At 29.4% G+C, this 22,711-nt stretch carries 23 protein-coding genes; 13 read left to right on the forward strand and 10 right to left on the reverse strand.

Going from position 1 to position 22,711, the window contains the following annotated elements; all coding sequences use genetic code 11:
- Nucleotides 1-24: 24 nt before the first annotated feature.
- The 4 genes from radA (at nucleotide 25) to ACTS9J_RS01080 (ending at nucleotide 2,789) form a co-directional block, all read left to right on the forward strand.
- Nucleotides 25-1,389, forward strand: a complete 1,365-nt coding sequence (gene radA, locus ACTS9J_RS01065) for a DNA repair protein RadA (protein WP_125349136.1) — start codon at nucleotides 25-27, stop codon at nucleotides 1,387-1,389.
- Nucleotides 1,390-1,460: 71 nt separating this feature from the next.
- A complete protein-coding gene (locus ACTS9J_RS01070; protein ID WP_291069359.1) occupies nucleotides 1,461-1,838 on the forward strand; it encodes a CD225/dispanin family protein in 378 nt (125 codons plus the stop codon).
- Between the two features lie 4 nt (nucleotides 1,839-1,842).
- Nucleotides 1,843-2,253, forward strand: coding sequence for a DUF2752 domain-containing protein (locus ACTS9J_RS01075; RefSeq protein ID WP_448352730.1), 411 nt, complete (start codon nucleotides 1,843-1,845; stop codon nucleotides 2,251-2,253).
- 5 nt (nucleotides 2,254-2,258) lie between these two features.
- Entirely contained in the window at nucleotides 2,259-2,789 is a 531-nt protein-coding gene (locus ACTS9J_RS01080; protein ID WP_448352731.1) for a hypothetical protein, read from the forward strand.
- A gap of 18 nt (nucleotides 2,790-2,807) precedes the next feature.
- Here the strand turns inward: ACTS9J_RS01080 and ACTS9J_RS01085 are convergent, their stop codons facing one another.
- Together ACTS9J_RS01085 and ACTS9J_RS01090 are read right to left on the reverse strand one after the other, a co-directional pair.
- Nucleotides 2,808-4,565, reverse strand: coding sequence for an Ig-like domain-containing protein (locus ACTS9J_RS01085; protein ID WP_448352732.1), 1,758 nt, complete (start codon nucleotides 4,563-4,565; stop codon nucleotides 2,808-2,810).
- Between the two features lie 27 nt (nucleotides 4,566-4,592).
- A complete protein-coding gene (locus tag ACTS9J_RS01090) occupies nucleotides 4,593-5,258 on the reverse strand; it encodes a ComF family protein (protein WP_280035031.1) in 666 nt (221 codons plus the stop codon).
- Between the two features lie 34 nt (nucleotides 5,259-5,292).
- Between ACTS9J_RS01090 and queD the strand changes: the two genes are divergently transcribed.
- Both queD and ACTS9J_RS01100 read left to right on the forward strand, forming a co-directional pair.
- Complete coding sequence (gene queD, locus ACTS9J_RS01095) at nucleotides 5,293-5,745, forward strand: 6-carboxytetrahydropterin synthase QueD (protein WP_312149231.1); 453 nt, start codon at nucleotides 5,293-5,295, stop codon at nucleotides 5,743-5,745.
- Entirely contained in the window at nucleotides 5,721-6,548 is an 828-nt protein-coding gene (locus tag ACTS9J_RS01100) for a UDP-2,3-diacylglucosamine diphosphatase (protein WP_448352733.1), read from the forward strand. Before queD ends, ACTS9J_RS01100 begins: the two co-directional genes overlap by 25 nt.
- Here ACTS9J_RS01100 and ACTS9J_RS01105 read toward each other — a convergent pair.
- Entirely contained in the window at nucleotides 6,483-7,427 is a 945-nt protein-coding gene (locus ACTS9J_RS01105; protein WP_448352734.1) for a DUF6427 family protein, read from the reverse strand. The two genes, ACTS9J_RS01100 and ACTS9J_RS01105, sit on opposite strands and share 66 nt — an antisense overlap.
- A gap of 39 nt (nucleotides 7,428-7,466) precedes the next feature.
- Between ACTS9J_RS01105 and ACTS9J_RS01110 the strand changes: the two genes are divergently transcribed.
- Complete coding sequence (locus tag ACTS9J_RS01110; RefSeq protein WP_125349128.1) at nucleotides 7,467-7,655, forward strand: hypothetical protein; 189 nt, start codon at nucleotides 7,467-7,469, stop codon at nucleotides 7,653-7,655.
- 81 nt (nucleotides 7,656-7,736) lie between these two features.
- On the opposite strand, the gene ACTS9J_RS01115 is transcribed toward ACTS9J_RS01110, so the two are convergent.
- Complete coding sequence (locus ACTS9J_RS01115) at nucleotides 7,737-9,125, reverse strand: exopolysaccharide biosynthesis polyprenyl glycosylphosphotransferase (RefSeq protein ID WP_313304691.1); 1,389 nt, start codon at nucleotides 9,123-9,125, stop codon at nucleotides 7,737-7,739.
- A 154-nt stretch (nucleotides 9,126-9,279) separates the two neighbouring features.
- Here ACTS9J_RS01115 and ACTS9J_RS01120 point away from each other — a divergent pair, with 154 nt between their 5' ends.
- Entirely contained in the window at nucleotides 9,280-10,356 is a 1,077-nt protein-coding gene (locus ACTS9J_RS01120) for a glycosyltransferase (protein ID WP_313304692.1), read from the forward strand.
- A gap of 17 nt (nucleotides 10,357-10,373) precedes the next feature.
- On the opposite strand, the gene ACTS9J_RS01125 is transcribed toward ACTS9J_RS01120, so the two are convergent.
- The 6 genes from ACTS9J_RS01125 to ACTS9J_RS01150 are packed head-to-tail and all read right to left on the reverse strand — an operon-like array spanning nucleotide 10,374 to nucleotide 16,402.
- Entirely contained in the window at nucleotides 10,374-11,108 is a 735-nt protein-coding gene (locus tag ACTS9J_RS01125) for a class I SAM-dependent methyltransferase (RefSeq protein WP_313304693.1), read from the reverse strand.
- A 27-nt stretch (nucleotides 11,109-11,135) separates the two neighbouring features.
- Nucleotides 11,136-12,425 (reverse strand): O-antigen ligase family protein, encoded by a 1,290-nt coding sequence (locus ACTS9J_RS01130; protein WP_448352735.1) that lies wholly within the window; start codon nucleotides 12,423-12,425, stop codon nucleotides 11,136-11,138.
- Nucleotides 12,400-13,449 (reverse strand): hypothetical protein, encoded by a 1,050-nt coding sequence (locus tag ACTS9J_RS01135; RefSeq protein ID WP_291066153.1) that lies wholly within the window; start codon nucleotides 13,447-13,449, stop codon nucleotides 12,400-12,402. Before ACTS9J_RS01135 ends, ACTS9J_RS01130 begins: the two co-directional genes overlap by 26 nt.
- A complete protein-coding gene (locus ACTS9J_RS01140; RefSeq protein WP_291066151.1) occupies nucleotides 13,442-14,179 on the reverse strand; it encodes a glycosyltransferase family 32 protein in 738 nt (245 codons plus the stop codon). The genes ACTS9J_RS01135 and ACTS9J_RS01140 overlap by 8 nt, the downstream gene beginning before the upstream one ends.
- Complete coding sequence (locus ACTS9J_RS01145) at nucleotides 14,176-15,495, reverse strand: oligosaccharide flippase family protein (protein WP_291066149.1); 1,320 nt, start codon at nucleotides 15,493-15,495, stop codon at nucleotides 14,176-14,178. The genes ACTS9J_RS01140 and ACTS9J_RS01145 overlap by 4 nt, the downstream gene beginning before the upstream one ends.
- Complete coding sequence (locus tag ACTS9J_RS01150) at nucleotides 15,476-16,402, reverse strand: hypothetical protein (RefSeq protein WP_286502022.1); 927 nt, start codon at nucleotides 16,400-16,402, stop codon at nucleotides 15,476-15,478. Before ACTS9J_RS01150 ends, ACTS9J_RS01145 begins: the two co-directional genes overlap by 20 nt.
- A gap of 202 nt (nucleotides 16,403-16,604) precedes the next feature.
- Between ACTS9J_RS01150 and ACTS9J_RS01155 the strand changes: the two genes are divergently transcribed.
- From ACTS9J_RS01155 to ybeY, 5 genes are all read left to right on the forward strand, one after another.
- Complete coding sequence (locus tag ACTS9J_RS01155) at nucleotides 16,605-17,201, forward strand: thymidine kinase (protein WP_219034099.1); 597 nt, start codon at nucleotides 16,605-16,607, stop codon at nucleotides 17,199-17,201.
- Nucleotides 17,188-19,653, forward strand: a complete 2,466-nt coding sequence (locus ACTS9J_RS01160; protein WP_313304699.1) for a bifunctional UDP-N-acetylmuramoyl-tripeptide:D-alanyl-D-alanine ligase/alanine racemase — start codon at nucleotides 17,188-17,190, stop codon at nucleotides 19,651-19,653. Before ACTS9J_RS01155 ends, ACTS9J_RS01160 begins: the two co-directional genes overlap by 14 nt.
- A gap of 57 nt (nucleotides 19,654-19,710) precedes the next feature.
- The gene (locus ACTS9J_RS01165) at nucleotides 19,711-19,989 is read left to right on the forward strand and encodes a DUF7683 domain-containing protein (RefSeq protein WP_448352736.1); all 279 of its coding nucleotides are present in this window, start codon (nucleotides 19,711-19,713) and stop codon (nucleotides 19,987-19,989) included.
- A 62-nt stretch (nucleotides 19,990-20,051) separates the two neighbouring features.
- Complete coding sequence (locus tag ACTS9J_RS01170) at nucleotides 20,052-22,256, forward strand: patatin-like phospholipase family protein (RefSeq protein ID WP_291096738.1); 2,205 nt, start codon at nucleotides 20,052-20,054, stop codon at nucleotides 22,254-22,256.
- A 4-nt stretch (nucleotides 22,257-22,260) separates the two neighbouring features.
- On the forward strand, nucleotides 22,261-22,686 hold the full coding sequence (gene ybeY / locus ACTS9J_RS01175; RefSeq protein ID WP_219034096.1) for an rRNA maturation RNase YbeY: 426 nt from the start codon (nucleotides 22,261-22,263) through the stop codon (nucleotides 22,684-22,686).
- Nucleotides 22,687-22,711 lie beyond the last annotated feature (25 nt).

Raw genomic sequence — 22,711 nt, forward strand, 5'->3', positions numbered from 1 at the left:
TTATTTTTGTCTAAATTTGAAACTATGGCTAAAACAAAAACTACATATTTCTGCCAAAACTGTGGCACGCAAACCGCGCAATGGATGGGACAATGCAAAAGTTGTGGCGAATGGAATACCATTGTTGAAGAAATTGTAGACAAAGGCGACGAAAAAAAATCGTGGAAAGATAAATCGGATAAAAAAGAAAAAACTTTTGCCCTGAATATTCGCGAAATAAATCCATTAGGAGAAATAAGAATTTCAACGAAAAACCAAGAATTAGACAGGGTTTTAGGTGGTGGAATTGTTCCTGGATCAGTGATTTTGGTTGGTGGAGAACCTGGTGTTGGAAAATCGACATTGATGTTGCAAGTTGCCTTAAAGTTAGATACGATTAAAATCTTATATGTATCTGGAGAAGAATCTGTTTCGCAAGTAAAACTTCGTGCCGAACGAATCGGAATTGAATCGGATCAATGTTTTATTTTACCCGAAACTAATACGCAAAAAATATTTGCGCATGCCAAAGAAATTCAACCTCAACTGATTGTTGTCGATTCTGTACAAACGCTTCAAACCACTTATGTAGAATCATCTCCAGGAAGTATTTCGCAAATTCGAGAAACAACTTTTGAGCTGATTCAATACGCAAAAGAAACCAACACACCGATTATTTTAATTGGTCATATTACGAAAGAAGGTGTAATTGCTGGACCAAAAATTTTGGAACATATGGTAGATGTTGTGTTGCAATTTGAAGGCGATCGCAACCATATTTATCGAATTTTACGTGCAAACAAAAACCGTTTTGGCTCGACTGCAGAAATCGGAATTTATGAAATGCAAGGAGCTGGTTTGCGTGAAGTCACAAATCCGTCAGAAGTATTAATTACCAAAAAAGATGAATTACTAAGCGGAAATGCAATTGCAGCAACTTTGGAAGGTGTTCGCCCGATGTTGATTGAAATTCAAGCTTTAGTTTCTACTGCTGTTTATGGAACTCCACAACGTACTGCGACTGGTTTTGATGCCAAGCGATTGAATATGTTGCTGGCTGTTTTAGAAAAACGCGCTGGTTTCCGATTGAATATGAAAGATGTTTTCTTGAATATTACAGGCGGAATTCGTGTGGATGATCCTGCGATTGATTTGGCTGTTATTGCAGCAATTCTTTCATCAAGCGAAGATTCTGCTGTTCCAGACAATTGTTGTTTTGCAGGAGAAGTTGGTTTAAGTGGAGAAATAAGAGCTGTAAATCGTGTTGAACAACGCATTACCGAAGCTGAAAAATTAGGTTTTGATGCAATTTTTGTTTCAAAATACAATAAAATAAAAGATACTGATTTTGGAATTAGAATCGTCAGAATATCAAAAGTAGAAGATTTATATCGAATGTTATTTCAATAGAATATTAAATATTTTATTAAATTTATTTAAACATTTTTTCTATTTTTATTCGAAACTAAAAAAACATTATTATGGATTATTCTAGCCAATCTAATCAAGATTTTAATCAACCACAACAATCTTCTTTTGAAGAAATTAAACCGAAACCAGAAAATAACCTTGTCTTGGCCATCATCGGAACTATTTTAGGGCTTTGTTCTCCTTGTTGCATCGGTACTATTGTAGGTATTATTGCAATTGTTTTTGCAAATCAAGTGAATACAAAACACAATATTGGCGATTATACAGGTGCTGAACAAGCAGCTAAGAATTCTAAATTATTAGCTTATGTTGCAATTGGTTTAGGCGTAATTGGTGTTATTATCAATGTTGTGATGTTAATTACAGGAGGTATGGATGCTTATATGGAGCAATATAAAAGTATTTTAGAAAGCTCTAACGGAAATTAATCATATGATAAAACGGATTTTGGTTTATGGATTAGCTACGCTTTTACCCATTTTGGTAATCGTCTATTTTTATAGTTATTACAGCAACCAAAGTCCGTTTTCTATCAAATGTATGTTTCATGAAATAACAGGTTTATGGTGTCCTGGCTGTGGTGGTCAACGTGCTTTTTCCTTGCTTGTTAACGGGCATTTTTTACAATCGTTACGCTACAATCTTATTTTGCCTTTTGCACTTTACATTTGTGTACAATTGTATTATGCTATTATTGAAAATATTTTTTTAGGCAAACCAATGTCAGGCAAATTACATCTTCCCGAAAGTTTTGCTAGAAATTTCTTAATCTTCCTTTTGGTTTATTCTATTTTGAGAAACATTCCTCTTTCACCTTTTATATATTTGGCACCAGAAAGTTAGAAAATATGGGATTAGATACAGTTGAATTAATCATGGAATTTGAAAATCATTTCAATATTCGTTTTAAAGATGAAGATATTCAGCAAATAAGTCGAGTTGGGGAAATTTCAAACCTAATTTGTCAAATGATTGATATTACTTCCGAAAACAAAGAAGAATTTAATTCACTTTATGCTTTATTTCAGGATTATTTTGGAAATCATATTCAACTAGCAGATAAAATATCAAATTACTTACAAATAAATAACTTTCAAGATTTAAGCAATTTTTTAAATCTAAAAATTAAAAATTATTCTAATATTTTAAAATATATTTTCTTAGATTATCATTTTATTAAATGGGAAGAACTTACTGTTGAAGAGTTTATCAATGCAATTTTAATTACAAATTGTAAACATCTTTTTGATAACAATTCACCTAAAACTCAATATCAAGTTTATTTAATTGTAGGAAGTATTATTTTGGACAGAATAGGTTGTCCAGTTTATGACATACAACCATACGCAAGTATTACGAGAAATTTGCGAATTGACTAAATTAAAAAAATCAGAGAACTATTCCTCTGATTTCTTATTTGCTGTTCGTGGATTTTGACGCTCCTCGCCTTCTTTCAATTCTCCTCGACGTATTCTATTTTTGTCCGAATCTTTGTCATCATTTGGTAAAGAAACTGGTTGATTTGCCTCTCCTAAAACCCAAGTTTCGGTCGCATCCCACATCGCTCTAATTTTAATTGGCTCTGGATACAAATAAATTGGTTCGGGCTGTTTACCTGATAAATAATCGCCAGTATCCCATTTTCCATTTTCGTTTTCATCAACCAATAAACGGAACAAATATTCTCCTGGCTCAATAAAATTGAACTCAAAATAGTTTTTATTTGCTGGATTATAAATTTCTTCAATTACTGTAAAATCTTTATCAGTCTTTAAAAACTGTAAAATAAATGGTTTTGATGGTGTATTTTGAAGCGTTAATTTTAAATGTCCAAAATCTCCACGCGTTCCCATTTTTATAGGATAAGCAAGTGTATCATTCTTCTCTCCTAACACGTCTGTCAACGCATTTGGATAGAGATTTACTTCAAATTTTTCATCTAAATTTTTCTCAAAAGCAAAATTCAAATTCTGAGCATTCACTGTATCGATCGAAACTTTGAATGGAATGGAAAGCGTATCCTTAAACACATAAATTTTAGATAAATCCAATGATTTTATTGGTGCATTTGCCTGAATTTTAAACGGTTTATTTGGTGCTAATTTTTGATCATTTATTGCTTTAAATTCTAATTTTCGTTCAGTATTCGATTTTGAGTATAATGCACTTACTTCATCAATTTGATCTTTATGTTGAACCCTGAAGTTCAATTTTGCACTTCTTCCTACAATTGTATCCACTTTTGGATTGAACCAAAAATTAATCGAATCTTGTCTTGGAAACTTCTGAATATAAGCCGTTTTGAATTCTTTCCCAACCGGCGTTATCGTAACATCATCCGTTGCTCCTGTCGTTTTAAAAACAATTAAACCTTCTTGTTTAAAACTCGCTTCAGGTTTACGATAAGCTGGTTTTTGATTGAATAAATTCAAGTTGATTTGTTGATTCGCATTCAGCTCAATTGGTTCGTTATGAAAAGCCAAACGCTCTTTTCCATAATCGTACATCACATTTTCTACCTTATCCTCAAAAGCAATTAATTTATACTTACCCGAAGCCAAATAATTTAATTGATATTCTCCTTTATCATTGGCTCTCGCAATGTAATATGGTTTCTTTTGCAGAATGATACTGTCTTTGTATGTACTATCTACTTTATATAGCCCGACCAATATCTTTTCTGGTAATTTGAAATCATAAGACGAATTTACACGACCTGTTACCTTCAACGAATCGATAAAACTACCTGTCGAAAAAACATATTGAAAGTTTGATAACTTATTATTTTCGTTAAAATCTTGAATCGCATCACCAAAATTGAAACTATATGTTGTATTTGGTAACAATGGTTCTTGAAATTTAATCGAAATATTCTTCTTCGCTAAAGCTTGCGGCGTCACAATTGGAGGAATCTGAAACGATGGCGAAACAACCACATTTTTACTGTATTCTTTCAGAAGAATATACTCATCAAAGTTGATTGTAGCCTCTTGCAAATTGACATCTACATTCGTAGCCAATGTATCTGGATCAGCTTTTAGGAAAACTGGCGGAGTTTCATCTTTAGGTCCTCCTGTTGGTGAACCTTGTCTTGCACAAGAAATAACCGTCAAAATGGTTAACATCAAAAGCGAAAAACGTGTCGTCTTATTCATGGGCGCAAGTTAAGAAAAAGCTTGTTATTAAGCACAAGCAATGGTAATTACACTTATCTTAAAATTTTCAGAAAGATTAAACTTTTTTATTGCCGATGCAATTGTTGCACCAGTTGTTAAGACATCATCAATCAAAATATAATGTCCAGGTTTAAGATTTGGATTGATTTCAAACGCATCTTTCAAATTTTCCAATCGGTGTTTTTTGTCTTCATTTACTTGAGATGAATTGTATTTAGTTCGGATTAATCCATCCGAAAAATAATTTATCTGGTTGATTTCAGCCAACGTTAGTGCAAAATTTTCTACTTGATTGTAGCCTCTTGTTTTCAATCGTTTTGAATGCAATGGAATCGGAATAATTCCGTCATAATCACTCAAATCAAACTTAATCAATTGCGCTAAATCAATTCCAATTTCTGGACGATTCCTATATTTCATTTCGTGTAAAATGGCTTGCGTTGTATTATGATGTTTAAATTCTAACAAAGAAAAAGCGTTTTCGACCTCGCAAAAATTTCTCAATTTATCATAAGCTCGATTATTTTGATCAAAATTAAAATGCGTAAAAACAAGTTTGGTTGAGCACGAAACACACAGAAATTGCGAAGGTTGAATGACGTCTTGACAATCCAAACAACGCATCGGAAAAAATAAATCAACCAAAGAATTTACGATTGTTTTGATTTCCATTACCTTTGCAAATTAAAGTTTAGTACTAAATTTAATGAAAATCATTCGACTTACAAAAGCTTTTACGTTCGAAACTGCACATGCTTTGCATGGTTATGACGGAAAGTGTAAAAATATACATGGACATTCATACAAATTATTTGTAACTGTGAAAGGAACACCTTCTGAGGACACAAACGATGTGAAACTTGGAATGGTGATGGATTTTGGGGATTTGAAAAAAATTGTGAACAAAGAAATTGTTAATCTTTTTGATCACGCAATTTTATTGAACGAAAATTCGCCTCACAAAACATTGGGAGAGAAATTATTAACAGAAGGACATAATGTTGTTTTCACTGATTATCAACCATCTGCAGAAAACATGATTTTATGGATTGTGGATAAAATCAAACCTCTTTTACCAACGAATATCGATTTGGTTGCTTTGAAATTACACGAAACTGAAAATTCTTATGCAGAATGGTTAGCGGAGGACAACCAATAAACATTCAGTTAGAAGCTGGTAAAAAAGCCTATTTTTCTTCGGATCATCATTTTGGTGCTCCGAATGAAAAAGATAGTTTGGTGCGCGAAAAATTGTTTGTAAAATGGCTTGACGAAATAAAAGATGATTGTGGTGTTTTATTTTTGATTGGCGATTTGTTCGATTTTTGGTTTGAATATAAACACGTTGTTCCAAAAGGATTTGTGCGTGTTTTAGGAAAATTAGCCGAAATTTCTGATCGTGGAATTCCAATTTATTTCTTTGTTGGCAATCATGATTTATGGATGAAAGATTATTTGGAAGAACAAATCAATGCAATTGTTTTTCGAGACAAACAAGATTTTATCATCAATGGAAAAGAATTTTTTATCGTTCATGGCGACGGAAAAGGACCTGGTGATAAAGGCTACAAACGCATGAAAAAGGTCTTTACGAACAAAATTTGTCAATTTCTTTTTTATCTACTTCATCCCGATTTGGCAATGTGGTTAGGAATTACAGCTTCGCGAAAAAATAAAATGATTTCGGGTGACGAAGATGTTAATTTCTTAGGCGTTGACAACGAATGGTTAATCATGTATAGCCGCAAGCAATTGCATCGAAAATACTACGATTATCTAGTTTACGGACATCGACATTTACCAATGGAAATTGCTATAGGCAAAGCACGTCACATCAATCTTGGCGATTGGATTAACTACTTTACTTATGGTGTTTTTGATGGAAAAGAATTCGAATTAAAAACTTACCTCCGTAATCAAGGAGAAGAATCTCGGGATTCTATCATAAAAATTATAAATTAGCAAGCAAATCATAAAAACCCAAAGAAATGCCTCTTTTAGCCATTCTATTTTGGGTTTGCTTTCGCTAAAGTATCTTGTCAACATCAACATAATGCTAAAACCTAAAAAAGCAAGATAAGCATCGTTATTTCCTCCGTAAAGAATATACGTAATCAGCATTGTTCCAAACATAAAATGCATCAACAAAAAGATACGTTTCTTTTGTGCTGTCAATTTATTCACATTCTTGAAATGATTGATAATTGAATAAATTAGAATAATTGCAATTGGAACTAAAAACAATTGTTTCCATTCGAAATGTACCATTGTAAACATCAATTGTTCTTTATAAAAATCGAACATAAAGTAATAATCGAGCAGAAAACTAACTTGAGCAACGATTAATATTGGAAGAATAAATCCTAGAAAACCAAGAATAGGAATTTTTGGTTCTACAACTCTTAAAGTCAAGAAATAAGTAAAAACTACAATTCCTAAGAAAATAAGTGGCGGACTTAATAAAATTGCAAAGCTCATGAAAACGCCTATGTCAAAAGCGTTGTACGTATCGTTTTTTTCGGACTCAAAATAGAGTAATTGCACTGTTACATAAGTCACAAGCAACAAACTTCCAGCAATTCTATAATCTGATAAACCTGCAATAAAAGGCATTATCCACAAAATATAAGTAAACGTTGGATACGAAGAAGTCGAAATTAAATCATTCGTATTGTCGATATACCCTACAAAAGCAATCGTCAAAATTGTCAGGACTACGCCTAATTTTTCTAAATTACTCAGATCAATACTGTTAAAATTAGTAACTCCAAGCAATGTAAACAACACAATGATAAAAATCTGTATAAAAAAATTCCTTTTGTCAAGTAGATTAACCAACATTTTATTAACTTTGATGCAAATTAAGCAATAAACTAGAATATGGGAGTTATAACTGATTTATTTTTTGCGATTGGTGATATTTTCAAATGGACTTTTGAAAACTTATTATCTCCAATTGGTGTTATCTTTGGATGGTTATTTACATTCATCGGATGCGCATTGATGGGATGGTGGTTATATAAAATCGCTAGCTTTGGAACCGAAAATGAAAAAAGATACGAAAGATAATTTATCTTATATTGTATAAAATATATTTTCGAATTAATTCGAGAAACCTCTTATAAATTTTATAAGAGGTTTTTTTGTGAGTTATATTGCGTTTTTGTCTCCTTTGAAAATCAAAACAACTGTTTGATAAATAATCTGTAAATCTAAAAGAAGTGACCAATTACGTACGTAAAAAATATCTGTTCGTATACGGTCTTCCATATCTTTATCACAATCTATAGCTCCACGATAACCTTTTACTTGTGCTAAACCAGTAATACCTGGTTTTACATAATTACGAAGATTATATTTCTTAATAATTTCTCTATAATAGATATCTTGAGAAATCATATGCGGTCGTGGACCTACAAGAGACATATCCCCATTCAGCACATTAAAAAATTGTGGCAATTCATCTAAACTTGCTTTACGAAGATACTTTCCTATTTTTGTAATTCTATTATCGTTAACTACAGTAGCTTTAATGGAATTTGTTCCATCATTATGCATTGTTCTAAATTTATAACAGTCAAACTCTACTCCATTGATTCCTCTTCTTTTTTGTTTAAACAAAATAGGACCTTTCGAATCTAACCTAATTAAAAATGCAATTATCGGAAACAACCAACTCATAATAAAAATTAAAACAAAAAAAGAAATGATAACATCAAATAATGATTTGATCAATTTATTTTCCGTTTTTTCTAAAGGAAATTTTTTAAATCTAAAAATTGGTAAAGTATCAATGTATACAACATCTAAACTTACTAATTCTGTGTTCAACGAGTAAGGTATATAACTCACTTTTACATGATGATCTTCGCAAAAGTTAACAATACTTTGCTCCTGTAATGATATAGGTAATCCTAATTGAGATATAAATATTTCTTTAACTTTATTTGATAATAAAACTGCTTCTAGTGAATCATTATCAATAATATTATTTGTTTTGATAATTCTATAGCCATAATGTTTTCTATTCTCTATAATCGATTTAAAACGTGGTGTATTACTATTATCTCCCAAAACAATAACATTCTTTACATCATTCCCCTTTTGAAAATTATAGCGACTAACAAAAAATACAAGTAATCGTGTAAAGATTAGATAAACAAATAAAATGACAACAAAAGAAACAATTAACTGATTCGCTAATAGTTCCTCTTTTTTTATTCCAGAAATTGTAAAAATAATCAAAGAAAAGAAAAATGTTTGCAACACTATTTTTCGAAGAATTTCTCTAAGAAAATTGACTCTTTTTATAGAATAAAGTTTTACATAATCTGAAATAACAAACCAAGCGAGTAATAATAGTAAAATTGCTTTGTAATGAGCGTCGAGTAATGCCTCTAAACTAGGTAATATTGTAAGTTTTACAGTGTAAAAATATTTATACTGAACTTTTAAAAATCCATAAAATAAACTAATTAATACAAGTAAATCTAATGCAATAAGTAAATTTTTAACATATTTAAATTTTGATCTTATCATATCAGAAATTGATAAAAAATATCTACAATTTTTGTTCTATATCATAAACTACTTTTAAACTATTTTAGTATATTTCAATCATAATAATTGAATAAAATATAATTATTTACGTTTATCATCGTTTTAATCATACTCACTAAAATATCATTAAATTTTGAAAATATTACATATTGTAGAAGCCTTAGGCGGCGGTGTATATACTTATTTTAAAGGACTTAGTGATTTTTTTAGTCAAGATTATATAGTCACAAATTGCGATACTTATATTATTTACAATGATAAACGCAATGAGATATTACCAGAAAAAATAAAAGAAGATTTCGGTAATAAAGTTCATCTTATAAAGGTAGATATGGAAAAAAATATCAATCCTATAAAAGATTTAAAATCCACTTTAAAATTAATAAAAACAATTCGAAAGATTAATCCAGATATCATTCACTTACATTCTTCTAAAGCAAGTATAGTAGGACGTTGGGCAAGTTTTTTTTCTTTCAAAAAACATAAATTATATTATACTCCTCATGGTTATTCATTTTTAAGAGAGGATATTTCAAATAAAAAGAAGTTTGCACTAAAATGTATTGAAAAATACACCCAATCAATTTTCGGAGGAACAACTATTGCTTGTGGAGATACAGAATTTGAAATAGCTAAGAAACTTGGTAAAGCTAAATTAGTTAGGAATGGGATAAATATTGAAGAAGTATCTAAACATTATAAAAATAATCTCCAAGAAAAATTGACTTTAGGAATTGTAGGTCGAATTTCTTTTCAAAAAAATCCTCAATTATTTAATGAAATTGCTTTAAAGTTTCCACAATATCAGTTTTTATGGATTGGAGATGGAGAACTCCAACATTTACTCACCTCTCCTAATATTAAAATTACAGGTTGGTTTCATACCTCTAAAGAAGTTTACAACTATCTTAATAAAATTGATATATTTTTGCAAACTTCTTTGTGGGAAGGTTTACCAATTGCTTTACTAGAAGCTTTAGCTTTTAGTAAACCTATTATTTCGACGAACATTATAGGAAATAAAGATATCGTAGAACATGGCAAAAATGGTTATCTATTTCAAAATATAAATGAATTAAATAAATTCATCAACCAACTTGAAAATTCTACATTAAGAAAACAAATGGGTGAAAATTCTTATAAAATATGTTTATCAAAGTTTGATAACCGCACTAATATGCTTGAATTATATAAACTATATTCATCTTAAAAACTAAGAATAAACAATTACATCAAATCCTTCTTTTTTTCTAATAAAAATACATTATTAAAATATGTTTTTCTATCCTTTGGAAAAATCAAGCTTATAATTCCACCTTTCAAATTATAATATCCTATAAAAGGTAATAAAACAATATGTTTAACAGCTTTATTTTCTGGAAGAATATTTTTTATATAATTGATTTTAAACTGAGTAATCACTTCAATTGAATTTCCTGTTTTGTAATTATCAATAATTATAAAACCATTCTTCTTATACAAATGTTCGAGCGCGGGAGTTGTATATCGAGCAAAATCATAAGGCATTTCATGTTCTTCCCACATAAACGGAGTCGTAATGATTAATTTACCATTCAATTTTAGTACACGATTAAATTCATGCAATAGTTCATCAATATTAAAAACATGTTCTAAAACTTCTGTACACAACAAAGAGTCGAAATGACTATTTTCAAACGGTATATTTTTACCATCATAAAAAACATCAACTTCTTTCTGTTTATCTTCCCTACCTTCAATTTTATAATCCACACCTATATATTCTTTACAGGCTACGAAAAACTTTTTATAAGGTTTTGATCCACATCCAAAATCTAACAAAGAACCTTCAAGTAAATGAGCATTAGATTTGATTGCATTACGTAGAGATTTTCTTATTAAAAAATTATGATTAATAAAAAATCCTATAAATCCAGGATGAAACTTTTCTTTTTGTATAATTTCACTGATTTTTTTTTTCATTTTTAGATATTCATTGTTAATTAATTATTATTTACTCTTTTGTATTTTAATACTTTTAAAAAATAATATAGGTGTTGCTGTACTAACTATTAAACTAAACCAAATTGCACTATAAACAATACCTTGAAATCGAATTAGAAAATCATCAAACAAATTGGAAAATAAAAAGTTTAAGACAAAACACGAGCCTATTAAATTTTTTGAGAAAAAACTTATTCTAAACATTGTAAAAAAATAAAATAGTAAACCTACAAATCCAATAATCCCAAACCTTAAAAAGTAATCAAAGAATTGATTATGTACGGGAAATTTATATTTAGTGAGAAATTGTTGATTTGTATCTTTAAAATACTCAACAAGTTTTTCTTTTGAATTAGCAGAACCATAACCTGTAAAAACTCTTTTATAACCTAATTCAGTAGCTGATTTCCAAATACTCACTCTTGTCACTAAAGCATTATGTAATACATTATCAGGATTTTCAACCTCGTCCAATCTTCCTACTTTATCCATATTAGCAAATGTAACTTCAGAGTATTTTTCTTTCATGTATGGATTTGTAGCAAAAGCAGTTAACAATATTATTACAGTTAACACAACAAAGGATATTATAGCATATATACTTTTTTTATTGTACTTCTTATAAGCATAACTAAATACTACAATAAAACAGCATATAATACAGCTACCTAAGGCAAGGCGCGTATTTATAATAAATAAAGCGATTACACTCATTATTAAAAATGATATATTCATCAATACTTTTTGCGGATAATTTTTCAATAAAAAATATAAGTTTAATACAACAACAAAAGCAATATGCATATTCACTACAGGTGCATGATTCCCAAAACTATTACTAATAACATATCCCATTTCCCAAAGATGAACTCCTCTCACATATTTAGAAACATATTCTGGCGCAATAATCAAAAATCGAATCAACAGAATAATAATAAGAAGAGTCATAAACTTTCGATATAAATCTGATATTTTATAGATTGAGTAACCTTTTGGATTCATCAAAATAAAAAAAGGAAAGATAAAAAAAGAAATAACTTTTTCTATCGGTTTTAACAACTTACCTGATCCTATATTATTCCATAGAAACAATATTTCTAATAAAAAAGGAAGTGTTAAAACGACTAATATAAATAAGTATTTAGTATTAAATTTCAAATATTTATAGTTAAATAAATTAAATCCTGCAAAAACAAAAATAAGTAGCGTTGACACTGATCTAAAAAATAGTGTGCATAAAATAACAACTAAAAGATAATTGTTTATTAGATTAAATTTTTCTTTTGAAATCATCATAATAAAATAGATAATAAATTATTGGTAAAATTCCTATTTTATGGCGTATAGCTGAACCTAAATCTGGTTCAAAAATTCCTTGAATAAATAAATAACTCAGTAGCAAACACATTACCCATAATTCTTTTTTTCGTTCAGGAAAACTTTTTAATAAGAACCCAAAACGTATAATGATTATCCATGTAAATAGGAGCTGCCAAATAACAAAAGCCATTACTTGCGGCTTATAAAAGAAACGAAGAGCATTTATAGGAAAATTAACTGTTACAAATCCATAAAATGTAGCAAAAGCTTCTGTAAATATATTTGTCACAGGAATTGGAGAAAGAATCATTGTATTAGCATTTTCATCACCATTTTCAAGTCGTAAGAAATTTAATTTTTCTCTTGACATCTCAGATAAATATTCTCCCTTTCCAAGTTTAAAAATTAATGAGAAAAAAATTAAAACACTTAGACCTAAAAAAAAGGACATAATCCACCTATTTGTAAATTTTATCTTTGTTATAGCGTAGACTGAAAGTGCTATAAAAGGCATAAATGCAAAATAGGGGCGAAAGAAACCTCCAAAGATGATAAATAATATAGATGAAAATAATATAGCAACACCAAATGAAAAATACTTGTATTGAAAAAGATAAACAATAATTGCTGCAAAAATGAAGGTAATAAATTCTTTAGAAGGCTGTCCTATAAAAACACTAACCATAAGAAATGATAAATAAATAAGACAATTTTTAATATTAATTTGTGCAAAACGATTTGGTATACCTATCAGCCATAGCAAAAAAAATAATATTGGAAGCTGAATTAATGCAACTATACTAAATGGAAGTTTTCCCAAACCAGTAATCCAATAAAAAAGCATTGTAAAAGGATAACTTCCTATAAGTCCTTTTTCGTTATATAGATCTAATACAATAGGTCTTGCATCCGCATAAAATCTTTCTGGTAAAACAAAAGGGAATATTAAACCAAATAAAACACAAATTATTACTATTAATATAAATTGTATTTTATTCATTATTAGTTATTTTATTAATCGTATCAATCATTTTTCTTGTTCTTTTAAAACCCATAATAAAAATTAAAATAAATTTAATTTTTTGAATAATTTTATGACTTAATGATGTCCAAGATTGAGAATAGTGATGAATAGTATGAGTATTATCTGTTACAGTCATTTTTCTTGTATCAAAGTGTTTAGGAGAAAAGTAATCTCTAGGATAAATCGTTAATTTATCATCATAATTATTAATCCCTTCTTTTGTGATAATATTTTTACTATTTAAATAATCAGTAATTATAATAACATTAGGTGTTAAATCATATTTATTATCAGATAATTTAAACCTTATTGTATCGTATAAGTCAATAATCTCATTAATAAATACAGCATTTTTACAAGAACCTATAACTGCAGTACCGACCAATCGATTTCCTTCAAACCCCATAAATACCTTATGATTTAAAAAAAGATCAAGACTCTTAAGAATTTCCACATCAGTATCCAAATAAATCCCTCCAAACTCTCTTAATACAAATAATCTACAATAATCTGATACAAATGCATACTTCTTTGCTTTATAAGCTTCTCTTGTATAATGATGTTTCATGACGTCGAAATTATCTTCAGACCATTTTATTATTTCATAATCTGGCATTATTTTTTTCCATGTCTCAATATAATTGATTACATCTTCTGGAATCATATTTCCTCCAAACCAACAATAATGAATAATTTTAGGAATCATAATGTATTTAATTTACTTGATTTAATAAAAGTTATAAAAGACACAATATTCCAGAATAATAAACTAACCACAAAAGATATGGCACTTCCTATCATCCCATATTTTGGAGTTAAAATTATATTAAAAATAATATTCAATAACGTAGCAAACAATAATATAAATTGAAACCTATTTTGTTGACCAATCATATTGAGTGTAATTGCTGTAGATCCAAAGAAAGAAGCAATTATTTGTCCTATTAATAAAATAATCATTGGATAATATACTTCTAAATAATTTTGTCCAAAGAATAATAGAACTTTCTTTCCAAATAAAATAAGAAAAATACCTATTGGAATATTCATAAAACAAATAATTTTACGACTTTTATTTAATATTTCTTTTAGCTCATAAGTTTTATTAGAATGATAAAACTCAGATATTTTAGGAGCAATATTGATATTAACGGCTATAATAACCATTGAAAGAATAGTTAATAATTTTATCGCAATAGAATAATAAGCAACTGATTCACTCCCAAAGTATTTCTTTAATAGCATAATATCAACTGATAGCATCACAAAAAAACATAATCCACTTATAGCCATTGGATACGATTTAATAATAATTGATTTTATCGAAACTAAAGAATCATCAAATTCTATTTTGTGATAATTTTTAAATCTATCTTTCTTATTAATATCAATTAAAACAACTATTGTAGATATAATTGACAAAATAATAAATCCATATATATAAAAATCAATAAGCCAAATAGAATCACCTGTATATAATAGAATCATACTCCCTATAATTACAATTGAATATTTAAGAATATTTCTAAATATTTCTGACAAATTTATATAGTTTAATGCTCTAAGCATTTCTGTATTGAAGATTGTAACACTATAAAAAAAACACAAAAAAACAGACTTTTTTATATAATTGTAAATTAAATGATCTCGGTTATAAAAATCTAATATTAAGTCTTTTGGTAAAATGATAAATATAAAAACCAAACATAAAGATGATATAAATATCAATTTAAGAATATTGAAATATAATTTACTTAAACTCATTTCCAAAGAATTGCTAGAAGTAAGTTTTCCTATGAAGTATAAGATAGATTGTTCAGTTCCTAAAACAGTTAAACTACCTATTATTAATAAAAAAGTTCTTATTAATTCATAATCTCCAACAACTTCAGGCTTATAATTATTCGTTAAAAACAATGTGAAGCCAAATAACAACAATATACCTATAACTCTTAGTATAAGTGTTATTATTACTTGATTTAGATCTCTACTTTTGAATATTTCATTTAACTTTTTTAGCATTTTCTTCTTTAGAGATTCGATCATATTTCTTATAAAAACTCTTTAGATAATACCCCATAAAGTATAGTCCTAATAAAAAAAGAGGTAATAAAATAGCAGCTTTTAAATATATTTTTGGACTACTCATATTATCATATGAAACATTAATTGGATATATTATTTTTTGAGCTTCAACAAGTTTAACATCAATTTTAGAAATTTCGTCTACATAAGACTTCTTCAAATCGATTACATTATTTAGTTGATCATAAGTATTAATATTAAAATCTTTAGTAGAGGTCTCAGTCCCATTATTTCCTAATTTATCTAAAATATTATTGATTTGATCAATAGATTTTGTAAGCTGAATTTTACTATTTTGCAAGTTTGAAACTTCAGACTTTTGCCTTTCAAGAAAATATTTTGAGTTATTTAAATTATCAAATAAATACTGAACAATTTTAGTCGTGTTTTCCTTTGATTTAGTAGTGACAATGATATAATGTACTTTATTAATTTTAAGAATATCTTTATCTTTTAATATGGTTTCAAACTTTTCTCCATTATCTGACAAGACTTTCAAAAATTCTCTATTTTGATTATTATCAATAAAAGATTTTACATCAACAATAGGTTTAATTTCGATGTCTACAATATTTTTTAGATAATTCTCTTGTTCCTTATTCTTAGGAATATTAGATTTAAAATTTTCAATTTCGTTGTATAAATACTCTATACTATTGAAGTTAGGAATAACAAAAATCTCAGTTTTATAGGTTGTTCTGTAGTATTTATCAACTACGTAACCTAAAACCAAACCTATGATTAACAAAGATAAAATGACTACAATATTCTTGATAGAAAATTTTAATAGTCTAAAGAAAAATAGCCCTATGTTTTGAAACAATTGATTTAGTTTTCTTCCCAAATAAACCAAATCAATTTCTTGGGAATTATTTTCTTGAGAATTACTCATAAATTAAAAATCATTAATATTTTAATATACACTATAGTTGAAACGCAAATTTCCTACATTTCTTATACAAAATGCTTTATTTATATTTTTTAATTTTCTCATCTAATTTATTCCGTAAATTTGTTCTCACATTTTAATCTAAATTATTTGAACTATGTTCCTCGAAAATACCTTTAATCATAACAAAAAAAGTGGATGGATAGAAGTCATCTGTGGCTCAATGTTTTCTGGTAAAACCGAAGAACTTATACGCCGTCTAAAACGTGCCGAATTTGCCAAGCAACGTGTCGAAATCTTCAAACCTACGGTAGATACGCGTTATGCTGACCGTGAAGTCGTTTCGCACAATCAAAATTCTATTACATCAACACCTGTTGAATATTCTTCAGCAATTTTATTATTGGCTGATGATTGCGATGTGGTAGGAATTGATGAAGCACAATTTTTTGATGACGGAATTGTAGACGTGGCCAATCAATTGGCCAATGAAGGTAAACGCGTTATTGTTGCTGGTTTGGATATGGATTTTAAAGGTCGTCCTTTTGGTCCAATGCCCAATTTAATGGCGACTGCCGAGTATGTAACAAAAGTGCATGCAATCTGCGTTCGTACAGGAAATTTAGCCAATTATTCGCACCGAAAAATTGACAGTGATCGCCTTGTTGAGCTTGGCGAAGTACTAGAATACGAACCATTAAGCCGAGTTGCTTTCTGGGAAGAACATAACAAACACAAAGTTGAAAACTTATAATCTAAATCAAATAGCAAGTATCATCAACGGTACTTTGATTGGAAATGGAGACGAAATCATCGATCAAATTTTCTTTGATTCGCGAATGATTGTCAATCCAACTCAAGGAATTTTCTTTGCATTTCACGGAAACCAAAAAGACGGGCATTTGTATTTGCAAGATGCTTATCAAAGAGGAATTCGAAATTTTGTCGTGGAAAAAGCGTTGACAAATTTTCCTCATGCAAATTTTATCGAGGTCGAAAATCCACTACTTGCTTTACAAAATTGGGCAAAAATTCATCGCAAAAAATTTCATTTTACTGTCATCGGAATTACTGGTTCCAATGGAAAAACGATTGTCAAAGAATGGTTGAATCAATTGTTATGGAAAAAATTCTCGATTGTTCGTAGTCCAAAAAGTTACAATTCTCAATTCGGAGCAGCACTTTCTGTTTTGCAAATGGAGGAGAAAAACGATTTGGGTATTTTCGAAGCTGGAATTTCGATGCCAAATGAAATGCAAAATCTCGAAGAAATTATTCAACCTACAATTGGTGTGTTGACAAAAATCGGAGAAGCGCATTTAGAGAATTTCAAAAATCAAGATGAATTAATTCAGGAAAAACTGAAACTATTTTCTCATGTTGATAAATTAGTTTTCAATATCGAGAATGAAAAAGTACATCAAGCTATTCTTGAAAACGCTCATTTAGCACAAATAGATAAATACACTTATGGTTACTCCAATTCTGCCACTGTACAAATCAAGCAAATACAAAGTAATCAGACTAATACACAAATTTCTATTTTACATAATCAAGAAGAATTCACCTATTCGATTCCTTTTATCGATGATGCTTCGATTAAAAATAGTTTAATTTGCTTAACAACTTTGATTAGTTTAAACATTGATTATAAACAACTTAAAAACGAATTTAATCAACTTCTACCAATCGAAATGCGTTTGGAAATTAAAGAAGCGATTAATCATTCAATTTTAATTAATGATACCTTCAATTCTGATCTAAATTCATTAAAAATTGGTCTAAATGTGCTAAATCAACAACCACGTGACAAAAAATCGTTGGTATTGACGGATATTTTACAAAGTAACTTATCTGACCACGATTTATATCAACAAGCAGCCAATTTAGTCAACCCTTATCATTTTGATGAGATAGTTTTGATTGGAGAAAAAATTTCTCAGTTCAAACATTTATTTGAATCTTATGTTCGTTCATTCAATTCGACTGAAGAATTCTTAGAGCAGTTCCGTCATCAAAATGTCGACAACGAAGCTATTTTATTAAAAGGCGCTCGTCCATTCAAATTAGAAAAAATTTCGAGTGAATTAGAAACACGTTCCAACGATTCTGTTCTTGAAATTAATTTGCAAAACCTTATAGAGAATATAAATGTGTACCGCTCATTGCTAAAACCTACCACAAAATTGATGTGCATGGTAAAAGCGAATAGTTATGGAACAGGAAGTTTTGAGGTAGCAAATACCTTACAAAATAACGGTGTCGATTTCTTAGGCGTTGCGATTGCAGATGAAGGAAAAGAATTGCGCGAAGCTGGAATTACCATTCCAATTATCGTCATGAACCCGGAACAAAGTAGTTATTCTACGGTTATCGATTATCAATTGGAACCAGAAATCTATAGTTTACGCGTCTTGAAATTATTCATTCAGAAACTACAAGAAAAACAGATTTCTTCACCCTATCCAATTCACCTGAAAATGGAAACAGGTATGAATCGTCTTGGTTTTCATGAAGATGATTTCGAAGAATTAATTGCAATTCTAAAAGATAATTCACATGTTTATGTTCGCTCAATTTTCACTCACTTAGCAACTGCCGATATGCCAGAGGAAGAAGAATATGCAAAATATCAATTAGAACGTTTTGATAATAGTTATGCGGCAATTACAACTGCTTTAAACATAAAACCAATCAAACATGCGTTAAATTCTCCTGGAATTGTAGCGTATGGAGAACATCAATATGACATGGTTCGTTTAGGAATCGGAATGTATGGCTACTCTGAATATACCGATTTTATGGAGAAATATTTGAAACCTGTTGTGCGTTTCAAAACGGTAATTTCTCAGATTTCAGAGATTGAAAAAGGCGAAACTGTAAGCTATGGTCGTCGTTTTACAGCGGAGCGTCATACCAAAATTGCAACCTTGCCTGTTGGTTATGCAGACGGAATTCGTCGTTCACTTGGTTACGGAAAAGGAAAAGTAGGTATCAACGGGCATTTGGCTACAATTACCGGAACCATTTGTATGGATATGATGATGGTTGATGTTACCGATATTCCATGTAAAGAAGGTGACGAAGTGACTATTTTTGGAAACTCACCAACTTTAGCTAACGTTACCGAATGGTTAGGAACAATTCCTTATGAAGTCTTAACTTCGGTTTCCCAACGTATAAAACGCGTTTATTACAAAGAATAATTTATTGAAAAGAGTTACTGAATAGTAGCTCTTTTTTTGTAATTTTAAAAAAAATAAATGGATAAAATAATTAGATTAATTGAAGAGTATAATAATTCTGACGATTCTCTTAACAATGAATTCGAATTAGAAATAACATCTGAACAGATTCTTTTTTATTTAAATGATTTTACCTTAAATAAGGATGATTATCCGACAGAAATTTATGATTCATATCCACTTTCTGTTTCACAAATAGAAAAACTAAAACCTTTTCTAAAACTAAATAAAGCTTTTTCTTCCAACTTTTCGAAATTTTCATATTATTTAAGTTGTTATGAAAATAATGTAGAATAGTTAAACAATTCTACAACTTAGATTCAAAATTGCTATCTTTATTCTTCAATTTAGATCAATTTATGCGCAGTCTTTTTACTTTCATTTTCATTATTTCGACCATTTCTTTTGCACAAGAAGCGAAGAACGATTCAACGCGTCTAAAAGTGGGTGTTGTATTGAGTGGTGGTGGCGCAAAAGGCTATGCACATGTTGGCGCTTTGAAGAAGATTGAAGAAGCGGGAATCAAAATTGATTACATCGGAGGTACAAGTATGGGCGCGATTATCGGTGGATTATATGCAGCTGGATATACACCTGACGAACTCGAGAAAATCATGCATCAATTGGATATTTCTTCATTGATTACGCAAAATAAAGATCGTGCAGAGATTCCTTTTTTCGAGAAAGCATACAAAGAAAAATACATCTTAGAATTACCTTTTGATAAGTTCAAATTAACGATTCCAAATGCCATTTCAAAAGGTCAAGGTCCGCTTGATTTATTGACCTATTTATTGCGTCCAGTTCATGATATTGATGATTTCAATAAACTTCCAACGCCTTTTGTTTGTATTGGAACTGATCTCGAAACTGGAGAAGAAAAAGTCTTTCGTTCAGGATTTTTACCTCGCGTTATTTTGGCTTCGGGCGCTTATCCAACCATGTTAGATCCTGTCACAATTGATGGTAAAATATATGTTGATGGTGGTGTTGTCAACAATTTCCCTGTGAAAGAAGTGAAAGATATGGGTGCTGATATTATTATCGGTGTAGAATTGGGTGATGGTTTACAAAAACGTGATGATCTAAATTCTGCTATTGATATTTTGAGTCAAATTATGACGATGAGTATCGTTAAAAAAACAGATGAACAGAAAAAATTAGTCGATTTATTGATTAAACCGGAGCTAAAAGAATATGCAGTTACAAGTTTTGATGAAGTAGATTCTATTTATAATCGCGGACTTATTGCTTCAGAAAAAGTGTATGATCAACTCAAAGAAATTGCAAAAAAACAGCATGCTTCGAACAGAACTCGAAACGAAATCAAACTTGATGATTATGTTTTGGTCAAAGAAATCGAGGTTGAAGGATTGAAAAATTTCAACACAAATTATATCGAAGGTAAGCTAAGAATTCGTACTCCTGAAATTATAAAATATGATGATTTAAAAGCTGGAATTTCAAAACTATATGCTTCTGGAAACTTCAATAATATCACGTATAAAATCTCAGAAATTAACGATGAAGAAAATTTATTAACGTTAAAAGTTCAAGAAAATAAGACCAAACAATCTATCCGATTTGGATTACATTACGATGATTTATTTAAAACAGGATTACTTTTAAACTTCACTTCAAAGAATTTATTTGTCAAAAACTCGGTGCTTTCTGCTGATGTTGTGGTTGGTGATTATGCGCGATATAACATCAATTTTTTCATTGATAATGGATATCTTCCAAGTATCGGCTTCAACTCTTTTTCACATTATTTTGATAAAGAAATTGATCTAAGAAACTTCTTTGGCCAGGATAATATCTACAAAAAAGTAAATTATAACTTTAGAGAATACATCAATCAAATCTACATTCAATCGACTATCAAAGAAAAATTTGCTATTGGCGTTGGATTAGAGCATCAATACACAAAAGTTTTCACGAATAATTTTATTGCTTCTAATGAGGAATTTCCAGCAAAATCCGAAGGTTATTATTGGAAAGCGTATGGATATATCAAAGCAGATAATCGAAATAATGCAAATTTTGCGCGTAGTGGTTTAAAATTTGATGGAAGTTTCAAGTATTTATTTGATTCTAATGTAACTGGGTTTGAAAATAACTATTTGTTAGAATCAAGTTTAGAGGCAAATTTTCCGTTAAATAATTTCCTAAGTTACAGATTTACTGCTAACTTTGGAACCTTTTTCAACGATAATGTAACAATGCCTCAGAAGTTTTATATCGGAGGTTATGTTGAACAAGATTTTTTCAATTACACTAAGTTTTATGGGCTTCCCTTTGGCTCTGCAATTGGCGACAATCAATTGCTTTTTGGCTCTCATATTCAAGCTCGAATTTTGAAAAATCATTACACAAGTCTATTTATGAATATAGCAAATATCACAGATAGATTTGAACAATTGAGTTTAACAGATTACAAATATCTTGGGTACGGCATTACCTATGGCTACGATAGTCCATTAGGTCCTTTAAATTTTATTTGGAGTTATTCGCCTTACACAAAAAAAGGATTATTTAATTTAAGTTTAGGTTACTGGTTTTAGAACAATGATAGAATTATTTTACGAAACAGATTTTGAGCTAAAAGATGCTCAAACTTGGATAGATTGGATCGTAGAGAGTATGAAGAATGAAAGGAAAACAATAGAAGATTTAAACTATATTTTCTGTGATGATGAATACTTACTTCAAATTAATCGACAATATTTAGAACACGATTATTACACAGATGTTATTGGTTTCGATAATTCTATTGAAGATAAATTGATGGGTGATATTTTTATTAGCGTCGAACGAATCAAAGATAATGCTGAGCAAAATAATGTTTCTTTTGAAAACGAATTAGCTCGCGTTGTTATCCATGGGATATTACATTTTGCTGGTTATATGGACAAAGAACCAGATGACAAAGAATTAATGACTGCTAAAGAAAATCAATATTTAGAAACGTTTAGTAGCTATCTAAATCAATAATGTTCCACGTGGAACATTTATTATT

It is taken from the genome of Empedobacter sp. ULE_I140 (genome assembly GCF_053482575.1).

Excerpts from the sequence above, each read along its gene's own strand:
- ACTS9J_RS01140 (WP_291066151.1), bottom strand. The coding sequence starts at position 14,179 with ATGATTCCTAAAATTATTCATTATTGTTGGTTTGGAGGAAATATGATT.
- ACTS9J_RS01080 (WP_448352731.1), top strand. The coding sequence starts at position 2,259 with ATGGGATTAGATACAGTTGAATTAATCATGGAATTTGAAAATCATTTC.
- ACTS9J_RS01130 (WP_448352735.1), bottom strand. The coding sequence starts at position 12,425 with ATGATGATTTCAAAAGAAAAATTTAATCTAATAAACAATTATCTTTTA.
- ACTS9J_RS01085 (WP_448352732.1), bottom strand. The coding sequence starts at position 4,565 with ATGAATAAGACGACACGTTTTTCGCTTTTGATGTTAACCATTTTGACG.
- ACTS9J_RS01110 (WP_125349128.1), top strand. The coding sequence starts at position 7,467 with ATGGGAGTTATAACTGATTTATTTTTTGCGATTGGTGATATTTTCAAA.
- queD (WP_312149231.1), top strand. The coding sequence starts at position 5,293 with ATGAAAATCATTCGACTTACAAAAGCTTTTACGTTCGAAACTGCACAT.
- ACTS9J_RS01105 (WP_448352734.1), bottom strand. The coding sequence starts at position 7,427 with ATGTTGGTTAATCTACTTGACAAAAGGAATTTTTTTATACAGATTTTT.
- ACTS9J_RS01075 (WP_448352730.1), top strand. The coding sequence starts at position 1,843 with ATGATAAAACGGATTTTGGTTTATGGATTAGCTACGCTTTTACCCATT.
- ACTS9J_RS01155 (WP_219034099.1), top strand. The coding sequence starts at position 16,605 with ATGTTCCTCGAAAATACCTTTAATCATAACAAAAAAAGTGGATGGATA.
- ACTS9J_RS01135 (WP_291066153.1), bottom strand. The coding sequence starts at position 13,449 with ATGAATAAAATACAATTTATATTAATAGTAATAATTTGTGTTTTATTT.
- radA (WP_125349136.1), top strand. The coding sequence starts at position 25 with ATGGCTAAAACAAAAACTACATATTTCTGCCAAAACTGTGGCACGCAA.
- ACTS9J_RS01070 (WP_291069359.1), top strand. The coding sequence starts at position 1,461 with ATGGATTATTCTAGCCAATCTAATCAAGATTTTAATCAACCACAACAA.
- ACTS9J_RS01145 (WP_291066149.1), bottom strand. The coding sequence starts at position 15,495 with ATGCTAAAAAAGTTAAATGAAATATTCAAAAGTAGAGATCTAAATCAA.
- ybeY (WP_219034096.1), top strand. The coding sequence starts at position 22,261 with ATGATAGAATTATTTTACGAAACAGATTTTGAGCTAAAAGATGCTCAA.
- ACTS9J_RS01170 (WP_291096738.1), top strand. The coding sequence starts at position 20,052 with ATGCGCAGTCTTTTTACTTTCATTTTCATTATTTCGACCATTTCTTTT.
- ACTS9J_RS01115 (WP_313304691.1), bottom strand. The coding sequence starts at position 9,125 with ATGATAAGATCAAAATTTAAATATGTTAAAAATTTACTTATTGCATTA.
- ACTS9J_RS01125 (WP_313304693.1), bottom strand. The coding sequence starts at position 11,108 with ATGAAAAAAAAAATCAGTGAAATTATACAAAAAGAAAAGTTTCATCCT.
- ACTS9J_RS01165 (WP_448352736.1), top strand. The coding sequence starts at position 19,711 with ATGGATAAAATAATTAGATTAATTGAAGAGTATAATAATTCTGACGAT.
- ACTS9J_RS01090 (WP_280035031.1), bottom strand. The coding sequence starts at position 5,258 with ATGGAAATCAAAACAATCGTAAATTCTTTGGTTGATTTATTTTTTCCG.
- ACTS9J_RS01100 (WP_448352733.1), top strand. The coding sequence starts at position 5,721 with ATGGTTAGCGGAGGACAACCAATAAACATTCAGTTAGAAGCTGGTAAA.